This is a genomic window from Desulfuromonas sp. DDH964, assembly GCF_001611275.1.
In the GTDB taxonomy this organism is placed as follows: Bacteria; Desulfobacterota; Desulfuromonadia; order Desulfuromonadales; family DDH964; genus DDH964.
This window is the reverse complement of the sequence record NZ_CP015080.1, coordinates 3,142,235-3,161,082: the sequence shown is the minus strand read 5'-3', so window position 1 is coordinate 3,161,082 and position 18,848 is coordinate 3,142,235. Positions and strand designations below refer to the sequence as shown.

The following is an 18,848-nucleotide window of genomic DNA, read 5'->3' as shown; positions in this document are numbered from 1 at the left end:
GTATTCCGGTGGGCGGTTTTTTGTGTGGTCGGGTGCAAAGTCTGCGAGCGTGGCTCATTAAGAAATGTAAAAACTTAACCTTCCGTAATTATAAGGATTTTGACCCGATATAACAGTTGCTGTTATATCGGATATAACAGCAACTTCCTATTCCCTGTTGTATGGCAATAAAATGGAGAGGGCATGAGGAGAAACCTAAAGTGGTACTTTGCTGGGCTCCTTACAGCAATTATTGTTTTTGGCGCTTGGGGTTGGGTGAATAACCGACCATCAAATACCGTCAGGGAATTCCCTAAAGAAACCCAAGAGTTCATGGTGCAATTAATGCCTTGGCTCAAGTCTGCAAGAGGTGCCAATTTAGGCCCCTTCACTATTGTCGTACCAGGCAATAATTCAGAAAATTCTGAAGCGATTTTTTGGCCCCAAGGCAAAGGGTTCCCGCAGGTATTTGTCTCCGAGGACAAGATCTCGCTCATTGATTCAAAAAATAAAATGATGTCGATTAAACTTAGGGAGAAATCCGGAGAGTTCAAATCCTACGATATGACCCCGGACATGTTGAGCAATGTGAGTTATTTCGACAACAATTTCGACGGACAATATGATGTCAAATTGAATGTTGCTGAACCTGGAAAGCGTCCAGAAATAAGTATCTACTATGAATCAAAGTGGCTACCTGTTGTGTTCAAAGAAAAAAAGAAATACATAAATACAAATGGTGATTTAAGGGAAATAAGTTTGGATAATTTTTCTTGGCATTTTGTTAAATAATCAAATGCCATACAACCCTTATCAGGCCCCCGGCCGTCAAGGGTAAAAAAGTCCGATAACGAAAAAGGTTTTCCCTCCCGTTCTTTGACATGCGACTGATCACTTAAGAGCCAACCGGGTTCCGGCTTGGGATTCTCTTCTGGCTGCAGACGAATTCTGCTCCAAACACTTATCGAGGCTCTTGATGCAGGGGCCGGTCTTTGTCGACCTGGTTCTCCCTGCCGCCTGGAATCACGCTCGTGCCCTCATGCCGTCCCAATCAAAATAGCGAGGTCCATCTTGGTGCCGATGGCCGCAGTTAGGTGCGGGATCGGGGAAGGGGCAGAATCCGGCGCGGGCCCTTTGGACCATCGCGCAAGCTGTTGGAGCGGGGCGGACCTCCAATCAAAACAAACCGGCTGGCGGAAGTTGGCGGATGATGCGGCCCAAGTCGGGCTGTTGGCCCAGAAGTCTGCGCTTGCTTATGGCCGCCGAGCTTATCTCGCCGCTGTGGTTGCCTCCAGTTAGACGGTCTGGCTGATCCGCCCCCTCCGCGTCAGGCGGCCTTGCGCAGGAACCTGTCCTGGTCGAAGGGCACCTGATTTTTGAGCATGTAATAGACGGCACGACCGAGACGATGGGCCAGGATGGCCAGGGCTTTCCCCTTGCCGTGCTTGCTGGCCAGGCGTTGCAGCATGGTTTGAGCCGGCTTGTTCCCTTTGAGCATCAGCACCACGGCCTCGCCAAAAGCCCAGCGCAGATGGGCGTTGCCGATCTTCTTGCCCGAATGGCCATAATGCTTGCCGTTCGATTCCTTGCCCGGCTTGACCAGCCGGCAATAGGAGGCAAAGTCCTGCTCGCGGGGGAAGCGGGCGATGTCCTCGATCTCGTAGAGCATCACCATGCCGAGGATCTTGCCGACCCCGGGAATCGATTTGAGCAGCGCCAGGTTGATCGGATCATGACCGGTGGCGATGCGCTCCAGTTCCCGCTCCAGTCGATCCAGCAGCTGTTCGTAATGTTCGATGGTGAGCAGGTCGACCTCGACCATGCGACGTACCACCGAATCGGGAAACTTTTTGAGCAGATCACCGCGCTCGCTCGGTTTGGCGATACGTCCCAGCGGCTCGGGGAGGTTGTACTGGGTGGCGGTGTTCTGGATGTGGGCGAAGAGTTCGCCCCGTTTGCGGGCGAGATGATTGCGGCGGCGCAGCAAGTCCCTCGTCGCCCGCATCGGCTTGGGGTAGGTATAGGCCAGCGGAAAAGAACCGCCGCGCAGCAGTACGGCGATCTTGTGGGAATCGATGCGATCGTTCTTGGCCTTGCCGCCGTGAATTGCCTTCATGTAGAGGGCATGACCGAGGACGAAGTCAATCTCCTGCTCGGTGCACAGATCGGCCAGCCAGTACCAGGTAAACATGCACTCGCAGCCGACCACGATGCCGGAGCGGTAGGGTTTGATCAGTCGCAGGAAGTTTTTCGGTTTGGTCGGGATGTTCTGATGAACCACCACCTCGCCGGTCGCATCAAGGATGCAGACGTACATGGCGTCTGCATGCAGATCGACGCCGCAATAGAATTGGTGCTGTTTCGTGTAGAATTTCATGGTGCAGGCTCCTTTCTTTGAGAGGGTTTCTTGTTTCTCAAAGGATACCGGATGGTCCGGTATCTATGGAGGGGGCCTGCACTAGTATCAATATAATCAACCGGACTGGTGATACAGGCGCGATTCTCGAAAAGGTTTCTACTGGATTGAGCCGTCCCTTCGCAGCCGGTTATCACTCCCGTTATAAAACACATCGAATTTAAACGAATATCTGGAGGTAACGGCTTTGCTGAAATTTATCCTCTCCCTTCTGTTTTTGGTTGTTTGTTCCCATCCCTCAGTGGCCTCCGACCAGGTCCAGGATGTCAGGGTCGTAAACCTTCCCGAGACGCAGAATGTGGACGGGTCTGTCGGCATCAAAGGGCTTATCAAGCACAGCTTCCTGGATCGGCGCGAGCAGATTCTGGTGCCGACGGTGCAGCGAGACAATACCGACAACCTGATTTATGCCGGGACGATCCAGGCCGATGGTTTTACTTCCATCGTTCTTAGCCTTCAAGGGGAAGTGCAGGGTGAAACCTTTTCCTCGGGCAAGGTCGGCGCGTTATTGATTCCGAACGAGAAGCCAATTCTTCGTGCATTTCGGAATGACAAGAAAATTCTATTTCCCATGGAGGTCACTGCCGATGTGGTTTCCGGGGTAAGTCACTATTTCACAACCGAGTCTGCCAAGCATGTGGTCGGATTTCCCGAATACTCGGTTTATCTCTACAATTCGACGAACAAGAACGTCGAGGTCAACCTTTACCTCTATCTGACCAACTAAATCCATATCGTCCTGGCATGCCTTCATTGAGGTGGATCGATGCGCACTCTTCTCCTCGCTCTCCTGATTCTCCTCTCGACCAACCTGAGCTGCGCCGCCACCGACTCCTTCACCCTCGATTATTCCGTCAGCGGTAACACGGTCACCATCCTTGCCGCCGTCACCCCCTACGACCCCACGCCGAAAGTACGCGACGCCTTCCTGCACTGGTTCCAGCGCGGCTTCGAGACTGCTCTGAGAAATGAGGCGCCGCTGCTGGTCGAATGGCAGAACACTCCGCAGGGGCAGGCGGGGCAGGATGGCTACGAGCTGGGGCTGGAGAAGGGGGAGCGCTTCCGGGCGCGGCGCTCGGGGACGGAGCGGCAGACGGTGCCGATTCCGGTCCCGGTCCGCTGAATCTGCCTTCCGCCACACCGCAATCGATTGACTTTGCCGGCTCCCCCCGCTACTGTAACCGTGCGTTGATGTTGAAGGATTCCCCCGTCCCACCCCCAATCGAGAGGTGCCGTCATGCGGGAAATTCACACCAGGCCGATCGCCGAGCGGATCGAGTGGCTCTTCGACCTCGCCGACCGTCACGGACGCACCTTTCGCAGTCCCGAGGCGTGGCTGGCGCGGGAGCGCTACCTTGCCGAACACCCGACGGCGATCGCCGTCCTCAAGTGCATGGACGGGCGCATCAACATCCCCGTCGCCACCAACACCCCGGCTGGCATCCTGATGCCGATCCGCAACCTCGGCGGCATGTTCGATCTCGGCTGGCCGCACCTCGGCGAGGTCCTCGCCCACCACGTGCTGCGCATGACCAGCGCCGGCCGCCGCGTCCTCTTTTTGATCACCTACCACTGGTCGAAAGGGGATGCCAAGCGCGGCTGCGCCGGCTTCCACTACGACACCAATCTGGCGATCGAGCATACCCGGGAAATCCGCCGCCAGGTCGAGCACATCTTCGGCCAGGGGCACGGCACCGTCTACCCGCTGGTCTGCGGCTTCGAAACCGACGAGGAGGCGCTGATGATCCACGGCGCCGACGGCGCGCTCCTCGACCTCGCCGGCCTCTCCGCCAGGGATGCCGCGACCCTGGAGCCGCGCCTCGCCGGGCTCCTCCCCGACATGCCGGTGCAGATGCGCGCCGACCTGCTGCCACTGTTGCACGGCAACCTCGAACACATCGCCGAAGTACGTGCCCAGGCCAGGCGCCAGGAGCGCAGCCTCGATGTCGAGCACCGCGAGTGGATGATCTGCCTCGGGCGCGGGTTCGACTTTCTCCATACCCCCAACCTGGCGCTGATCATCGGCCCCTACAGCCCCGACCTCGCCGACCCGCTGCGCAAGGCGGCCGGCATCATCGAGAGCAACATGCAGGCCGGCCGCATCCCCGGCGACGGTTTTCTCCTCCTCGCCTCGGTCCCCTACGACGAAATCGGCGTCGACCGGGCGCGGGCGGAACTGAAGGCCGGGTTTCTCTCGCGCTTTGCCGCCGGGGTTCTTAAGGAAGAATTCCCGGCCCTGGCCGGTAAAATGTTCAAACGGACGGCGGTCCTCGACTGGCGTTCGCGTAACCTCGAACTGATCGGCGACTGAGCCGCAGTCAGCGGCCGCCTTCGCAGGCGACTCGGGACAACGAAAGGAGCCTTTTTGCAACGGATCAAGGATTTTCTGCACCAGCCCTCGGCGGTCGGCATCCTGCTGATGATGGCCACCGCGCTGGCGATGATATGTGCCAACAGCGGCCTCGAGGGGCTCTATAATCACTTTCTCGACACCCCCCTCGAGGTGCGCCTCGGTCGCCATATCCACATCGCCAAGCCGTTCCTGCTCTGGATCAACGACGGCCTGATGGCGGTCTTCTTCCTCCTCATCGGTCTCGAGGTGAAGCGGGAGATTTTCGAGGGGCAGCTCTCGAGCCCGGCGCGGATCATCCTGCCGGGGGTCGCCGCCCTCGGCGGCATGATCTTCCCCGCCCTTTGCTACGTGCTCGTCAATTGGGGCGACCCCGTCGCCATGAACGGCTGGGCCATCCCCGCCGCCACCGACATTGCCTTCGCCCTCGGCGTCCTCGCCCTGCTCGGTAGTCGCGTGCCGCCGTCGCTGAAGATCTTCCTGCTCGCCCTGGCGATCATGGACGACCTCGGGGCCATCGTCATCATCGCCCTCTTCTACTCGGGCGATCTCTCCCACGGCATGCTCCTCCTTGCCGCCGCCTGCCTGGTGGTCCTCTTTCTGCAGAACCGCTTCGGTGTCCTCCATCTCGCTCCCTACCTCTTCGTCGGTGCGCTCCTCTGGATCTTCGTCCTCAAATCGGGGGTCCACGCGACCCTGGCCGGGGTCGCCCTTGCCTTCGCCATCCCGCTGCGCAGCCGCGACAACCGGGAGATTACGCCGGGGATGGCGCTGGAAGAAGATCTCCACGGCTGGGTCAACTTCGCCATCCTCCCCCTCTTCGCTTTCGCCAATGCCGGCGTGCCCCTGCATGGCCTCGGCTGGGGCGACCTCTTCGAGCCGGTCCCCCTCGGCATTCTCCTCGGCCTGGTGCTGGGAAAACTACTCGGGGTTTTCGGCGCCGCCTGGGGGGCGATCCGCCTTGGCTGGGCACCACTGCCGGAGGGGTCGAGCTTTCGCCAGCTCTTCGGCGTGGCGGCGCTGTGCGGTATTGGTTTCACCATGAGCCTCTTCATCGGCGGGCTCTCCTTCGAACACACCGGCGGCGAGGTCAACTACCTGCTGACCCACCGCATCGGCATCCTCGCCGGATCGCTCATCGCCGGAGTGCTCGGCTACCTGCTACTGCGCAATTCGGCGCGGGCGGCGCTGCCGGAGCGGTAACCGCGGCGCCGGGGACGGCCCGGGAAATTCGCCAACAAAAGAAGAGCGGGCATCCGGTAATAGCCGGATGCCCGCTTTCGTCGCGCGCGTTTGTCCTGTCCCTGGCGCTGAAACGATCTAGAGGATGATCATCTCCTTCTTGGCGTAAATCACCGCCAGCAGCGTCGCCGGCTCGTCCCCATGGCAGGAGACGACATGGGGCAGGCTCGAATCGTAATAGATCGAATCCCCCGGATAGAGGAGGTCGGCATGCTCGGCGAGGCGCACCTCGACCTCCCCCTCCAGCACGAAGAGGATCTCTTCGCCGATGTGCTGGTTGGCCGCGACGCTGCGGGCGCCGCCCGGCGTCAGGGTCACCAGGAACGGCTCCATGTGCCGGTTCTGCATGCGGTGGCCGAGGGACTCGTAGCGGTAGCCGCCCCCCTTGCCGTCGGCGGAGCCGAAACGGGAGACGGTCTTGCGGTTGCCGCCGCGAACGATGCAGAAGGCGGAGTCGGCGTCGTCGCCGAGGAGCTCGCCGACCGTGACCTGGAAGGCGTCGGCGAGGCTGACGATGTTGCCGAGGGGGGGATCGACCGTCCCCGCCTCGATGGCGGCGATCGTCGCGCCGTCCAGTCCGGTTTTTTCTGCCAGCTCCTGCTGCGATAGCTTCTTCCTGGCGCGCAGGCTCTGGACTTTCTCGCCAATCCTGATCGGTTCTTCCGACATCTGCTGCCTCCTTCCAGAAATTGAATGCAAGCGAAATGCTGCGGCTACTGGTTGTCCTTCATATAGGCGTAGTCCGAGACGATCGACCAGGCCCGGGCCTTGGCGAGGTAGGCGCGCTGGGAGTCGAGGACCTCCTTGAAGAGCGGATCCTTGGCGGCGTACTCATCGAGCAGGCGGGTGTTGGCGGCCTTGAGGGCGTCGAGAATCGCCGGCGGGAAGGTTTTTACCTTGACCTCCGGGAACTCGGTCTTCAGCGACGCCAGGCCGACGGCGTTGTCGTTGAACATGTGGGCATAGGCATCGAGAGTCTCGGCCTTCATCGCGGTGACGACGATCTCCTGCAGGTGCTTCGGCAGCGCGTCGAAGGCCTTGCGGTTGATCATGAACTGCAGCTCGGAGGCCGGTTCGTGCCAGCCGGTGTAGTAGTAGGGGGCGATCTTCTGGAACCCCATCTTCAGATCGAGGGCCGGGCCGACCCACTCCAGGGCGTCGATGTTGCCCCGCTCCAGCGAGGTGTAAAGTTCCCCCGGGGCGATATTGGTGACGACGACGCCGAGCTGGGCGAGGACCTCGCCGGCAAAGCCGGGGACGCGCATCTTCAGCCCCTTGAGGTCGGCCAGGCTCTTGATCTCCTTGCGGAACCAGCCTCCCATCTGCACCCCGGTGTTGCCGCCGGGGTAGGAGTAGACGCCGTGCTTTTCATAGACCTTCTGCATCAGCTCCATGCCGCCGCCGTAGTAGAACCAGGCGTACTGCTCGGGGGCGGTCATGCCGAAGGGCATGGTGGTGAAGAACATGGTGCTCGGTTCGGTCCCCTTCCAGTAGTAGGAGGCGGTGTGCCCCATCTGGTACTGCCCGGCGTTGACCATGTCGAGGACTCCGAAGGGGGACTTGGTCTTGTTGGCCGAGTCGATCTGGATCACCAGCTCGCCGTCGGACATGGTGGCGACGCTCGCTGCGAAGTGATGGACGGCATCGCTGAAGATCGGCGCGTTGGTCGGCCAGGTCATCGCCAGCTTCCAGGTAATGACCTTTTTCGCCGGGGCAGCAGCCTGCGGCGCGGCGGTCGGCTGCTGTTCGCTGCAGCCGGTGAAGAGCAGGGCGCAGAGGAACAGGATTGCCGGGACCAGGGTGCGATAGAGGGGGTGGCGCTGCATCGGGCCTCCTTGTTTGCCGGTTTTAAGGGTGGGCGTTTTCTTCGTGGCGCGGGCGGTCACGCAACCACGATATTGGTTTCGGGGCGATCACGGCAACAAAAATCTGCGTTTGCCCCGGCCGGGTGTTCAGGGGCGCTGCCGGTCGCTCGCCGCTACGCCCTCCCGGCTGACGGCGCGAAGCTCCTGGCGGTAGCTGCGCAGCAGTGCCTTGACCCGGGCCGCATGATCCGGGCCGATGCGCAGCAGTAGCTTCTGGCCGGCGGAGCGCGCTTCGAGCTCGGGGTCGGCGAAGAGGTAGAAGACCTTGGGCCGCACCAGGTGCACGGGAGCGCTCACTTCGGGGGTGGCGAGCAAATGATCGATGACCGCGATGAGGCGGTCATTGAAATAGCCGCCCGGGTAGCCGAGTTCCTCGTAGGCCTGCTGGAAGAGTGGGTAGAGGTGGACGTAGACCGTCACCACCTGCCGCGGCGCGGCGGCTTCGGCGAGAGCGATCCAGGGGGCGTAGCGGTGGGCATTGGCGGCGGCGATGACCGGCGCCTCTTCGTCGCCGGAGGTGAGGAAGGTTCCCGCCACCGGCCGGGTCGGCAGGCGGCTGGCCGGCAGCTCGGCCCGCGGCAGGTTGTCGATCAGCAGGACGAGGCGCTGGATGAAGTGGTCGAGGATGAAAAACCGCTCCAGCGGCTCGCCGGGGAAGAGCCGCCCGAGCAGCTGCTGCAGCCGCCCGTCACTTTCCGCCAGGGAGGGGAGGGGCTGGTCAAGACCGAAATCCGGTGTGGCCGGCGGCGCCTGGGCGACCAGGGGATGCTCGGCGCCGCTCGTGGCGTCATGCGCGGGAACGGCAATTCGTTCAGGCGGGGATGGCGGCAGCGGCGCTTCGGGCTGCCCGGCTGGCCAGAGGAGGAAGATCGCCGCGGCGACCAGGAGAACCAGCGACAGGATCAGGAAACTCTTCATGGTGGTTACCTTCTGCCAAATTCGGCGGCGGAGATTGAAGCTTGTCCCTCAAGGGTAAATGGAAAGAGCCCGCTTGCCAACTTCCCGGCGACAAAAGGGGAGGATGCCGCGCGAAACTTGACGCGCACCCCGGTCGCAGGTAGATTCTGCTGACACCTCCTGCTACCGACGAGTCTCCCGATGCCCCAAGCCTTCCCTTTCCCCCGCTGTTGCCGGCGGCTGTCACAACTGGCGCTGCTGTGCGCGCTGCTGCTGCCGGCCGGTTGCCAGACCCCGGTGGCGCCGATCCCGACCCGGGTCTACTTCAACCCCGCGCCGCAGGGGGCGGAGAAGCTGATGATCATGCTGCGCGGCATCGGTGGTGACGAGGAAATCTTCGACCGGGAAGGGCTGATCCGGGAGCTCTTCGTCCGCGGCTACCCCTTCGACGTCGTCGCCCCGGCCGCCCACTTCGGCTACTACCGGGAGGAGAGCCTCGGGCAGCGTCTCGAAGCGGACATCATCGCTCCGGCGCGGGCCAGGGGCTACCGGGAGATCTGGCTGGTCGGAACCTCCATGGGCGGGCTCGGCGCCCTGATGTACCTGACCGCGCATCCCGGGGAGATCGCCGGGGTGATCCTGCTCGGCCCCTTCCTCGGCTGGGGAGCGGTGCCGGAGGAGATTGCCGCCGCCGGTGGTATCGCGAACTGGCAGCCGGGCGCGGTCGACGTGAAGGAAGACTGGGAACGTTTTCTCTGGGCCTGGCTCAAGGAGTACGCCGCGCGCCCCGATCCGGTCCCGCCGATCTACCTCGGCTACGGCAGCTCCGACTTCTTCTTTTCCCAGCAAGAGGCGCTGGCGCGGCTCCTTCCCGCCGAGCGGGTGCTGGTGGTACCCGGCGGCCATACCTACCTCACCCTGCGCCTCCTCTGGACGGCCGAACTCGATCGCCTCGACGCCACCCTGCGGCGCTGACCCCGCTCCGCCTCCCCTGGCTAGAGCGTTTCCCCCGGCGCCAGCACCACCACCTCGTGCAACGGCCGGCGCCGCCCCTTGCTGCTCAATTCCGACACCGAGAAGACCAGAGTCGACTTCTCCCGCTGGCAGCGAATCGCCGCCTCCCGGCCGGTCAGCCTTGCCCCGGCGAGATCGAGGCGGCTCTGGTCGGTCACCAGGGCGGTCGCCCCGGAGATCTCCACCGCCGTGGCGATCAGGGTCGAGGCGCGGATGAAGAGACCGACCTCCGCGCCGGCGATGACGCTGTTGCGCATGCTGACCAGGGAGCGGTCGATGACCGCCTCACCGATGTAGGCGTCCTCGATGGTCACCTCACGGCAGTTGTTGATTTCCAACCGCTGGTAGTTGCCGCTGAAGGTGACCCCACTCTGATCCTGGCAGCGCCCGATCCGCTCGCTGGCCGGCGGTTGGGGGCGCGGTGGCGGTTGCGGTGCCACGGTAAGGGCGTCATGCAGCGCCCGGGAAAAGGCGGCCGGATTTTCCCGCATCGGCGTATGGCCAAGGCCGGGCAGAAGTTTCAGCTCGGCCACCGGCAGAACCCCCTGCAGCAGCTGCGCAATGCGGCGCGGGGCGACCGCATCCTGCTCGCCCCAGAGCAGCCAGGTCGGGGTCGTGACTCCAGCCAGGATCGGGGTGAAATCGGTCTCGACCAGGGCGAGAGCGGCGATTTTCGCCGGTTCGCTGCCGAGCACCCGCTCCCGCCCGGTGGCGCTGGTCAGGATTTCCCCGAGGTTGGCCGGCAGGCGGGAGAACTTCTCCACCACCCGCCCGGCAAGGCGGTCGAAGAACCCCTCGGTGCTGGCCGGGAAGAAGGGGGGACGGAAATTCAGCTGGTCCTGGAGGAAGGTCTTGCTGACCGTCACCCGGTTGAGGAGGCCGACCGTGTCGACCAGGACCAGCCGCTCCAGGTCCTGCCCGTAGCGGCCGGCATAGGCGAGAGCGATGGCGCCGCCGAGGGAATGGCCGACGATGGTGACCGGCCGGCCCGGGTAGCGGTGCAGCAGCCAGTCGATGAAGGCGGCATAGTTCTCCGGGGAGTAGAGCCGGTTCTCCTTGCTGGAACGGCCGAAGCCGGGGAGGTCGGGGACAAGGACGTGGTAGCGATCAGCCAGCCCGGGGAGGCTGTCGTCCCAGCAACGCCCCGCCTCGTCGCCGAGACCATGGATCAGCAGCAGCAGTTCCGGGTTCTCCTGGCCGACCTCGGTCAGGTGAAAGAAGCCGCCGAAGATCGGCTCGGCGAGGCGCCTGCCGGTCTCGGCCGTGGCCGGCGCCGGGCTCAGCCAGCAGCAGAGGACGAGGAGCCCGGAGAGGAGTGCCCGCCAGCTCATGGTTCTGTCCCGAGGCCGGGTCGGCGGAACTGGCTCAGGAAGCTCCAGCAGGCCAGGCCGTAGTCAAAGCGGCGCAGCGGGTCCCCGGCCGGCAGCGCGGCGATCGCCGTCGGGCCGGGCCAGACATGGCCCCAGTCGGTCAGGGCGACGGCCCGCACCTGGCTCCACGCGCGGCAGTCGGTCCAGGTCCTGGTTTCGATGGCGCCGGCGTTCCAGCTGATCTGGTCCGGTCCTTCGTTGCAGCCATCGGCGGCGCGCCAGAAGGCGATGGCGTCGTCGAAGGAACGGTAGCTGCGCTCCCCCCCCTTGAGCGGGCTGGGCCCCCCGGCAAAGGGGATATGGCGGTCGGCGCGGCCATGGGCGATGAGGAAGGGGACCGGCAGCGCCGGCGTCGGCAGCGTCCAGGAGGTGACCCCCTCGACGCTGCTGCCGATGGCGCCGGACATTACTGCCGCGGCGGCGAAAACTTCGGGGTGTTCGGCGGCGAGGCGGTAGACCAGCATCCCCCCGTTCGACATGCCGGCGAGGTAGACCCGGGAGCGGTCGATCGGCAGGCGCTGGTCGAGGGTGGCGAGCAGGCGCAGAACGGTGCCGACGTCGTCCCAGTCCTCCGCTACGGCTTTGGCGCAGCAGTGCCCAGCATTCCAGTGCGCCAGGTAGCCGAAGAGGCCGATTCCCTCGGGGTAGGCGACGACAAACCCTTCGTCATCGGCGAGAGCGCTGAAGCCGGTCTCCTGTTCCATCGCCGCGGCGGTGCTGAAGGCGCCGTGGATCACCACCAGCAGTGGCGCCCGGTCGCTGCCGAGGCCGGGCGGAATATGGACCCGGGCCGAGCGCGACCAGCCCCGGGCGTCGGTGCCGAGGTCGAGGTGGTAGGTTGCTGGCGGAATCGCTTCGGTCGCCGGTAACAGCGGGGTACAGGCGGTCAGCAGGCAGAAGAGCAACAGGGTCATTCTCCTGGCGCAGGTGCGGAAGGTCATCAAGCAGGCATTCCTTTCCCCTTCGGTGTTGGTGCCGTCGGCTCTCAGTATACCTGTTATGGGGCGGTCGGCAGCCCTGTCTCCGGTCCGGTCCGTTAGTTATCCCCGATCCGATTGAAAATCCAACAGACTGTGGGAGAATTAGGCGCAGGTATCTCCTGCATCGCGCTGCGCCCATTTTTCCATGAGGTCGATTGGAATGAAACGAGGAGGGCTCAAGGCCCGCTTCACTCTGGCCGTTACCGTCGCCTACCTGCTCTTCGGCGCGCTGACCTACCTCGCTTTCAATTTTGTCACCGGCGAGGTCGTCAAGGCCCTTGGCATTCGTTTTGCGGCCAAGCAGGCGCTCCTCGAAAAGTCGAAGCTGCTGGCGACGATTCAGGGCGACCTCGCGCTGTCGCTGAAAATGAGCGATTCGCCACTCCTGAAGCGCTGGCTGCAGGATGAGAAAAATCCGAGCTGGAAGGAGCTGGCGCTGGAAGAGCTGGAAAATTACCGCCGCCATTTTCTCGGCAGGAGTCTTTTCCTCGCCTTCGACCACTCCCGCCACTATTACTTCCTCGACGGCAGCGGCGATGCTGCCGAGGCCAATCCCCGCTATCTGCTGAACCCTGAAAATATAAACGATGCATGGTACTTCCGTACCATGCAGGATGTGAATGACTTCGAGCTGAACATCGACTACGACAACCACCTGAACCTGACCAAGCTCTGGTTCAACGTGATCATCAAGGACGATGCCGGCCGTAAGCTCGGCCTCGGCGGGGGCGCCATCGACATCAGCGCCTTCGTCGATGATATCGTCAACTCCGGGGAGCCCGGCGTCGAGACCATCTTCCTCGCCCGGGACGGCGTCATCGTCGGCCATCACGACCAGCACTACGTCCTCCATAACAGCAAGGTCCGGGGGGCGGAGCGGATGACCACCATCTACGACCTGATCGACGGCGACCGCACGGAACTGGCGGCGGCACTGAAAGGCCTGCTGGCGGGTGGTCCCGAGGTACGGACCCTCTACCTGAGCATGGAGGGACGGACCTACCTCGCCGCTCTCTCCGAGCTGAAGGAGATCAAGTGGTTCAACCTGGTCCTGGTCGATGTCAACCAGTTCGTCAGCCCCCGCGATTTCCTGCCGGTCCTGGTTATCCTGATCCTGTCGACCCTGGCCGTGATCCTGGTGATCGGCCTGCTCCTCAATCGCCTGGTCCTCTCCCCCCTGGCCGCCCTGGCGGAAACCTCCCAGGAACTCGCCCAGGGGAATTTCGCGGTGACGATGCCGCCGGCCTCCGGCAACGAGATCGGTTCCCTGACCCGCTCCTTCGGCGAGATGACGCGGATGGTAAGGGACTATACCGAAAACCTGGAACAGAAGGTGAGCGCGCGAACTGCGGCGCTGAATGACTCGCACCGGGAGCTGGCGGAAGCCAACCGCCAGGTGATGGCCAGTATCCGCTACGCCCAGCTGATCCAGGCCTCCCTCCTCCCCGATGGGGCGGCCCTGCAGCGGGGGCTGGGCGAAGTTTTCGTTCTCTACCGCCCCCGGGATATCGTCGGCGGGGACCTTTATTACTTCCGCGAGGAGGCGGAAGGGTGCCTGCTCGCGGTCATCGACTGCACCGGTCACGGTGTCCCCGGCGCTTTCATGACGATGACCGCCAAGGCGGTTCTCGACAATCTCCTCGAGGTGACCGACCAGAGTGATCCGGCGGCGATCCTGCAGCAGTTCAACCGCCGCATCCGCCAGGCGCTGCATGCGGCCCAGGGGGATGTGACGATCGACAACGGGCTCGAGATGGGGCTCTGCCGGATCTTTCCGGGGCGGCGCCAGCTGATCTTTGCCGGCGCCCGCATCAACCTGCTGGCGGTGACGGCAGGTGAGCTCGTCTGCTACTGCGGTGATCGGCAGGCGATCGGCTACCGCCGCTCTGACGATGATTTTGCCTACACCAGCCACCACCTGGAGCTGGCGCCGGGAACCGCACTCTATCTGGCCAGCGATGGTATCCTCGACCAGGCCGGCGGCCCGAAGGGCTGGGGCTTCGGCAACCGGCGTTACCGCGCACTGCTGACGCGGATCGCCCCGCTTCCGGCGGCGGAGCAGCGCGCCGCCATCGAAGCAGAACTGGCCGCCTACCAGGGCGATTACCCGCAACGGGACGATATCACCGTTGTCGGATTCAAACTTCAGTAACCTGTCCGGAAAGGGGAAGACCTGCTTTGGCAACCATCGATCTTTACGACCTCAGGGCGAGGCTCAACTGTGACGAGATCCTGATCTGTTTTGCCGGACCCTTCTCCCACAGTATCATCGAAGAACTCGGGACCGCGGTCCGCCACTACCTGGAAGAAGAGCAGGTCGCCAGGACTTCGCTGATGAATGTCTTTGCGGTCTTCGTCGAGCAGGCGCAGAACGTCAAGAACTACACCGCGCGCAAGGTGGCGCAGAGTCCCGGCACGAGTCAATACAACAGCTCGATCGTGGTGATCGGCAGGAGCGGCGACAGCTACCTCGTCGCATCGGGGAATGTCGTCGAGTGTGCCGACATTGCGCCGGTGATGGCCCGTATCGAACAGCTCAATGGTCTCGACCGGCAAGAGCTGAAGGCGCTCTACAAGGAGCAGCTGCGGCGCAGCCCGGCCCCGGGGCGAGGCGCCGGACTCGGCCTGATCGACATGGCCCGCAACGTCTCCGCGCCGCTGGAGGCCTCGCTGCGCGAAATCGACGACAAGACCTGTTTCTTCAGTCTTAAAGCCCTGATCTAGGAGATCCTGCATGGAAAAGCTTCATGTCGCGGCGACCAAGTCGACTCCCGAGGTCCTGTTCGATCCGGAAACTGGCGAGTTGCAGATCAGTGGCGAGTCCTTTCCGGAAAATTCTTTCGAATTCTACAAGCCGATCCTCTCCTGGATCTCCCGGTTTCTCGCCGTCGAGAGGCGGCCGGTCGTCCTGACGGTGCACTTCATCTATCTCAACACCGGCAGCACCAAGTGCATCATGGATATCCTCGATCTCTTCGAGGAGGCCCACGTCGCCGGGCGGTCGGTCGAAATCCGCTGGCAGTACGACGCGGAAAACGATCGGGCCCTCGAGACTGCCGAAGAGTTTCGCGAGGAAGTGACCCTGCCGTTTCGCATCCTTGCCATCGATACGGCGTCATGACCCGGCCCGAGCTCGGCAACGGGGTGGAGAACCCCCTGATCCAGCGTTTCCGGCCCCGTATCGAAGGGGCGGCCGGTGCCAGCGGGCTGACCGGAACGGAGGCGGCTGAGCTCTTCGAGGGCTACCGGAAGCTTGACCGGCGGCTTGCCCGCATTGCCCGCATCAGCGACCGCTACCAGGCCGAGATCCGGCAGCTGGTGGAGCAGCTGCAGGAGGCTCTGCACAAGATCAGCGTCCTCAAGGGGTGTATCCCGATCTGCGGATCCTGCAAGAAGGTGCGCAGCGACGAAGGGTACTGGCGCCAGCTCGAGCAGTATCTCACCGACCATTCGGAACTCCTTTTCTCCCACGGCCTCTGCCCCGATTGCGCTGCCAGTTACATGGCCCAGGCGCGGGGGGGGAAGCCGGGGAGTGGCGGCGTCTCTCTTGCCGTCGAAGACCAGGCGCTCAATGAAGACGATTTTGACGATCCGGTGGTCGCCGAATTCCTGCCCCTGGTCAACCACCCGCACTTCGCCGACAGCCCGCTCTCCGGAGCCTTCTCGGCGCTCTTTCGCAAGTACGTCCGGCTCTCCCGACGCATGGGACGGATTGCCCGGATCAGCGACAGTTACCAGACCAATCTGCAGGAGATGAAGCGCCGCCTCGATCTCTCATCGCGGACCGATTATCTGACCGGCCTTGCCAACCGCCGGGAGATGTATGAGCGCCTCGCGGTGGAACTGAGCCGAGCCCGCCGCCACGGCGGAGTATTTGCCGTTCTCATGTTCGATTTTGACCATTTCAAGGAGTTCAACGACCGCTACGGGCATGCGGTGGGGGACCGGGTTTTGACCGTGGTGGCCGAACTGGTGACCCGGAACCTGCGCCGGGAGGATAGCTGCTGCCGCTGGGGCGGGGAAGAGTTCCTGGTTCTGCTCCCCGAGACTTCCGCCAGCCAGGCGCTGGTCGTCGCCGAAAAGATCCGCCGGCTGATCGACAACCACCCGATCGAGGCCGATAGCGTGACCGTGCACGCCACCGTCAGCCTCGGAGCGACGGTCTTCCTTGCCGAGGAGTCGGTCGATGCCTGCATCGCCCGCGCCGACGCCGCCCTCTACCAGGCCAAGGAGGCGGGACGCAACCGCACCATTCTGATCGACGCCAGGGACTGAGCGGAGACCGCTCCCGTCCGCGCCGCCCACTTTTTCCGATCCGGAGTCTGCCGATGCCCGACATGATCCGTGTTACCTCCGACCTTCTCCACCGGGTCCGTTCAACCGCGCCGCTGGTTCACAACATCACCAATTTCGTGGTGATGAACTCCTCGGCCAACACCCTGCTCGCGGTGGGGGCGGCGCCGGTCATGGCCCACTGCATCGACGAGGTGGAGGAGATGGTGCAGCTCGCCGGCGCGCTGGTTCTCAATATCGGCACCATCGAGCCGGCCTGGCTGGCGGCAATGCTGCGGGCCGGTCAGGCTGCCAACCAGAAGGGGATCCCGGTCGTGCTCGACCCGGTCGGGGCCGGCGCGACGCGCCTGCGCACGGCGGCGGTGGAACGGATTCTGGCCGAGGTCGAGGTGGCCGTGCTGCGCGGCAATGCCTCGGAAATCTTCTCCCTGGGGCGGGACGAAATCCGCACCCGGGGGGTCGACTCGAGCCTGGGACTCGGCGCCGAGGTCGTCGCGGCGGCCCGGGCCCTGGCGCTTGGGCAGGGGTGTGTCGTCGCCATCTCCGGCGAGCGGGACCTGGTAACCGATGGCAGCCGCGTTTTCCGCATCGCCAACGGCCAGCCGCTGATGACCCGGGTGACCGGCATGGGCTGCGGCCTCTCGGCCCTGACCGGCGCCTTCTGCGCCGTAGCCGATGGCGAGCTGCTGGCGGCGACCGCCGCGGCTTTCGGTCTTTACGGGCTCTGCGGCGACCTGGCGATCGAAGTGAGTGACCGCCCGGGGAGCTTCGCCGTCGCGTTTCTCGACGCCCTCTTCAGCGTCGGGCGGGAGGAGATCGGTCGCCGGCTGCTGATTGCAGAAGAGTAGTCCCGGGGGCGGGAAAATTGTTGGTGTGTTGTTTGTCCAATGCCGCAGGGTGTTCCGTGGTAGAATCCAACCCGGTCGCCAACTCCTTGCCCCGGACTTATACGATGATCCTCAGCTCCCGGTTGCGCCTGCTGCGCTTCCTTTTGTTGTTCGCCCTCGCCCTGACCCTCCTGCTTTCCCTCTGGCTCGGTTACCGGACCTTCGTCCTCCCCGATGTCGCCGCCCTCAAGGACCGCAAAGCCACCCTGACCCTCACCGTCCGCGACTGGCAGGGCGATGAACACCCCTTCCTGCTCGGCCCGAAAAACCCGCACTGGACACCGCTGGCGACGTTCCCCGAGGCGATGAAATGGGCGGTGATCGTCGCCGAAGATGCCAATTTTTACGAACATCGCGGGATCGACCTGGTCGCGCTCAAGGAAGCCCTCAAGTACGATCTGGAGCAGAAACGCCTCGCCCGGGGCGCCTCGACCATTACCCAGCAGCTGGCGAAGAATATCTTCCTGTCGCGGGACAAGAGCCTGCTGCGCAAGGTGGAGGAGCTGATCCTGGCGAAGCGGCTGGAGGCGGAGCTGAGCAAGGGGCGGATTCTCGAGCTCTATCTCAATCTGGTCGAGCTCGGACCGCTCGTCTACGGGGTGGGGGAGGGGGCGCGTTTTCACTTCCACAAGCCGGCGTCCGAACTGACTCCGGCCCAATGTGCCTTTCTCGCCGCGATTCTGCCCGGGCCGCGGCTGGCCTACAACCCGGCGCTGAAGCCGGTCAAGGTGCGGCTGCGCGCCGCCCGCATCCTGCGCCTGCTCGCCGGCCGCGGCATTCTGGCCGAGCCGGACTATCGCGCGGCCCTGGCGGAACTGGAAGGACGGCAGGCGCCGTTGCCGGCCCGGGAGCTCCCGGTCTGGTCGCTGGAGGAGTTCTGGCCGGAGGAGGCGGACGTGTCGGAAGAGGAGGGCGTCACCCCGGATCCGGCGCTCCGCTCCCAGCCGGAGGGGATGGCTGAGGGCCCCCCCGACGGTGTAGTGGTCCCCGTCCCGAATCCGCAGGAGTAGTTTCCGCCAGGGTCAGGCCAGCAGCTGGCGAACCGCAGTGCTGTGACCCTGCTCCTTTGTCTGCACCGCCAGAACCTCGGTAAAGCGCACCAGCGTTCGCCGGCATCCCGCCGGATCGCAGCCTTTGGCGGCGAGTTCATCGAGGGTCCGGCGCACATTGGCGAGTGCGGCCAGAAGCTCGTCCGCGGTTGCCTGTGCATAGTGCTGGCAGAAGTATGCGAAGAATTTGTGCAGGTTGCTCTTCAGCCCGTCGACCAGGGTGAGGCTCAAAGGATCGTCCCCCTGCAACCCTTCTTCCAGGGCGCGCAGCAGTTGCCATTCGCCCCGGGGGCCCGTGTGCAGGGGGATTTCACTGAGCAGAGCGTAGATCAGCAGGGGGCTGAGGCAGAGCCGGATCGACTGGTTTTCGTCAAGTTCCACGGGGCACCTCCCACTGGGGAAAGAGTCTCCCCCGGGGAATTGCAAGGGGCGCGCCGGTTACGGCACAGAGAGAGGGGGCGGCCCGGCGGCCGCCCCCTCTCTCTTGGGTTGGCAAAGGATTGTTC

General features: G+C 63.6%; 19 protein-coding genes. 12 read left to right on the top strand and 7 right to left on the bottom strand.

Features of this window, described 5'->3' with window-relative positions; translation table 11 throughout:
- The first annotated feature begins 183 nt into the window (after positions 1–183).
- Entirely contained in the window at positions 184–771 is a 588-nt protein-coding gene (locus tag DBW_RS14520; RefSeq protein WP_066728327.1) for a hypothetical protein, read from the top strand.
- Positions 772–1,306: 535 nt separating this feature from the next.
- Here the strand turns inward: DBW_RS14520 and DBW_RS14515 are convergent.
- The gene (locus tag DBW_RS14515) at positions 1,307–2,356 is read right to left on the bottom strand and encodes an IS110 family transposase (protein ID WP_066723639.1); all 1,050 of its coding nucleotides are present in this window, start codon (positions 2,354–2,356) and stop codon (positions 1,307–1,309) included.
- A gap of 226 nt (positions 2,357–2,582) precedes the next feature.
- Here DBW_RS14515 and DBW_RS14510 point away from each other — a divergent pair, with 226 nt between their 5' ends.
- The 4 genes from DBW_RS14510 to nhaA all read left to right on the top strand — a co-directional run bounded on the left by DBW_RS14510 (position 2,583) and on the right by nhaA (position 5,948).
- Positions 2,583–3,122 carry a hypothetical protein gene (locus DBW_RS14510; protein ID WP_066728325.1) on the top strand — a complete coding sequence of 180 codons (540 nt, stop codon included), beginning with the start codon at positions 2,583–2,585 and terminating at the stop codon, positions 3,120–3,122.
- Positions 3,123–3,161: 39 nt separating this feature from the next.
- Positions 3,162–3,518: a hypothetical protein gene (locus DBW_RS14505; RefSeq protein WP_066728324.1), complete on the top strand. Its 357-nt coding sequence runs from the start codon at positions 3,162–3,164 to the stop codon at positions 3,516–3,518.
- 114 nt (positions 3,519–3,632) lie between these two features.
- The gene (locus DBW_RS14500; RefSeq protein ID WP_066728322.1) at positions 3,633–4,706 is read left to right on the top strand and encodes a carboxysome shell carbonic anhydrase domain-containg protein; all 1,074 of its coding nucleotides are present in this window, start codon (positions 3,633–3,635) and stop codon (positions 4,704–4,706) included.
- 54 nt (positions 4,707–4,760) lie between these two features.
- Complete coding sequence (gene nhaA / locus DBW_RS14495; protein WP_066728320.1) at positions 4,761–5,948, top strand: Na+/H+ antiporter NhaA; 1,188 nt, start codon at positions 4,761–4,763, stop codon at positions 5,946–5,948.
- A gap of 117 nt (positions 5,949–6,065) precedes the next feature.
- On the opposite strand, the gene DBW_RS14490 is transcribed toward nhaA, so the two are convergent.
- From DBW_RS14490 to DBW_RS14480, 3 genes are all read right to left on the bottom strand, one after another.
- Entirely contained in the window at positions 6,066–6,656 is a 591-nt protein-coding gene (locus tag DBW_RS14490) for a helix-turn-helix domain-containing protein (RefSeq protein WP_066728318.1), read from the bottom strand.
- Between the two features lie 44 nt (positions 6,657–6,700).
- Positions 6,701–7,813 (bottom strand): TRAP transporter substrate-binding protein, encoded by a 1,113-nt coding sequence (locus tag DBW_RS14485; RefSeq protein ID WP_082820373.1) that lies wholly within the window; start codon positions 7,811–7,813, stop codon positions 6,701–6,703.
- 126 nt (positions 7,814–7,939) lie between these two features.
- On the bottom strand, positions 7,940–8,770 hold the full coding sequence (locus DBW_RS14480) for a DUF3014 domain-containing protein (RefSeq protein ID WP_066728316.1): 831 nt from the start codon (positions 8,768–8,770) through the stop codon (positions 7,940–7,942).
- A 180-nt stretch (positions 8,771–8,950) separates the two neighbouring features.
- Between DBW_RS14480 and DBW_RS14475 the strand changes: the two genes are divergently transcribed.
- Positions 8,951–9,724 (top strand): alpha/beta fold hydrolase, encoded by a 774-nt coding sequence (locus tag DBW_RS14475; protein WP_066728314.1) that lies wholly within the window; start codon positions 8,951–8,953, stop codon positions 9,722–9,724.
- A 20-nt stretch (positions 9,725–9,744) separates the two neighbouring features.
- Here the strand turns inward: DBW_RS14475 and DBW_RS14470 are convergent, their stop codons facing one another.
- Both DBW_RS14470 and DBW_RS14465 read right to left on the bottom strand, forming a co-directional pair.
- Positions 9,745–11,094, bottom strand: a complete 1,350-nt coding sequence (locus tag DBW_RS14470) for an alpha/beta fold hydrolase (RefSeq protein ID WP_066728309.1) — start codon at positions 11,092–11,094, stop codon at positions 9,745–9,747.
- Complete coding sequence (locus DBW_RS14465) at positions 11,091–12,074, bottom strand: extracellular catalytic domain type 1 short-chain-length polyhydroxyalkanoate depolymerase (RefSeq protein WP_066728308.1); 984 nt, start codon at positions 12,072–12,074, stop codon at positions 11,091–11,093. The genes DBW_RS14470 and DBW_RS14465 overlap by 4 nt, the downstream gene beginning before the upstream one ends.
- A gap of 199 nt (positions 12,075–12,273) precedes the next feature.
- On the opposite strand from DBW_RS14465, the gene DBW_RS14460 reads away from it, so the two are divergent.
- The 6 genes from DBW_RS14460 to DBW_RS14435 all read left to right on the top strand — a co-directional run bounded on the left by DBW_RS14460 (position 12,274) and on the right by DBW_RS14435 (position 18,303).
- Positions 12,274–14,265, top strand: a complete 1,992-nt coding sequence (locus DBW_RS14460; protein ID WP_066728306.1) for a SpoIIE family protein phosphatase — start codon at positions 12,274–12,276, stop codon at positions 14,263–14,265.
- A 26-nt stretch (positions 14,266–14,291) separates the two neighbouring features.
- Positions 14,292–14,837, top strand: a complete 546-nt coding sequence (locus DBW_RS14455; RefSeq protein WP_066728305.1) for a SiaB family protein kinase — start codon at positions 14,292–14,294, stop codon at positions 14,835–14,837.
- A gap of 10 nt (positions 14,838–14,847) precedes the next feature.
- Positions 14,848–15,234 carry a biofilm regulation phosphoprotein SiaC gene (siaC, locus tag DBW_RS14450; RefSeq protein WP_066728303.1) on the top strand — a complete coding sequence of 129 codons (387 nt, stop codon included), beginning with the start codon at positions 14,848–14,850 and terminating at the stop codon, positions 15,232–15,234.
- Positions 15,231–16,388, top strand: coding sequence for a diguanylate cyclase (locus DBW_RS14445; protein WP_066728302.1), 1,158 nt, complete (start codon positions 15,231–15,233; stop codon positions 16,386–16,388). The genes siaC and DBW_RS14445 overlap by 4 nt, the downstream gene beginning before the upstream one ends.
- 53 nt (positions 16,389–16,441) lie before the next feature.
- Positions 16,442–17,254, top strand: a complete 813-nt coding sequence (thiM, locus tag DBW_RS14440; protein ID WP_066728301.1) for a hydroxyethylthiazole kinase — start codon at positions 16,442–16,444, stop codon at positions 17,252–17,254.
- A 104-nt stretch (positions 17,255–17,358) separates the two neighbouring features.
- On the top strand, positions 17,359–18,303 hold the full coding sequence (locus DBW_RS14435) for a biosynthetic peptidoglycan transglycosylase (RefSeq protein WP_082820371.1): 945 nt from the start codon (positions 17,359–17,361) through the stop codon (positions 18,301–18,303).
- 12 nt (positions 18,304–18,315) lie between these two features.
- Here the strand turns inward: DBW_RS14435 and DBW_RS14430 are convergent, their stop codons facing one another.
- Complete coding sequence (locus DBW_RS14430) at positions 18,316–18,723, bottom strand: hypothetical protein (protein WP_066728300.1); 408 nt, start codon at positions 18,721–18,723, stop codon at positions 18,316–18,318.
- Between the last annotated feature and the right edge of the window lie 125 nt (positions 18,724–18,848).

Bases quoted from the DNA above. Each gene is read 5' to 3' on its own strand.
- DBW_RS14435 (WP_082820371.1), top strand. From the start codon at position 17,359: ATGATCCTCAGCTCCCGGTTGCGCCTGCTGCGCTTCCTTTTGTTGTTC.
- DBW_RS14515 (WP_066723639.1), bottom strand. From the start codon at position 2,356: ATGAAATTCTACACGAAACAGCACCAATTCTATTGCGGCGTCGATCTG.
- DBW_RS14505 (WP_066728324.1), top strand. From the start codon at position 3,162: ATGCGCACTCTTCTCCTCGCTCTCCTGATTCTCCTCTCGACCAACCTG.
- DBW_RS14470 (WP_066728309.1), bottom strand. From the start codon at position 11,094: ATGAGCTGGCGGGCACTCCTCTCCGGGCTCCTCGTCCTCTGCTGCTGG.
- thiM (WP_066728301.1), top strand. From the start codon at position 16,442: ATGCCCGACATGATCCGTGTTACCTCCGACCTTCTCCACCGGGTCCGT.
- DBW_RS14460 (WP_066728306.1), top strand. From the start codon at position 12,274: ATGAAACGAGGAGGGCTCAAGGCCCGCTTCACTCTGGCCGTTACCGTC.
- DBW_RS14465 (WP_066728308.1), bottom strand. From the start codon at position 12,074: ATGACCTTCCGCACCTGCGCCAGGAGAATGACCCTGTTGCTCTTCTGC.
- siaC (WP_066728303.1), top strand. From the start codon at position 14,848: ATGGAAAAGCTTCATGTCGCGGCGACCAAGTCGACTCCCGAGGTCCTG.
- DBW_RS14520 (WP_066728327.1), top strand. From the start codon at position 184: ATGAGGAGAAACCTAAAGTGGTACTTTGCTGGGCTCCTTACAGCAATT.
- DBW_RS14500 (WP_066728322.1), top strand. From the start codon at position 3,633: ATGCGGGAAATTCACACCAGGCCGATCGCCGAGCGGATCGAGTGGCTC.
- DBW_RS14445 (WP_066728302.1), top strand. From the start codon at position 15,231: ATGACCCGGCCCGAGCTCGGCAACGGGGTGGAGAACCCCCTGATCCAG.
- DBW_RS14475 (WP_066728314.1), top strand. From the start codon at position 8,951: ATGCCCCAAGCCTTCCCTTTCCCCCGCTGTTGCCGGCGGCTGTCACAA.
- DBW_RS14480 (WP_066728316.1), bottom strand. From the start codon at position 8,770: ATGAAGAGTTTCCTGATCCTGTCGCTGGTTCTCCTGGTCGCCGCGGCG.
- DBW_RS14485 (WP_082820373.1), bottom strand. From the start codon at position 7,813: ATGCAGCGCCACCCCCTCTATCGCACCCTGGTCCCGGCAATCCTGTTC.
- DBW_RS14490 (WP_066728318.1), bottom strand. From the start codon at position 6,656: ATGTCGGAAGAACCGATCAGGATTGGCGAGAAAGTCCAGAGCCTGCGC.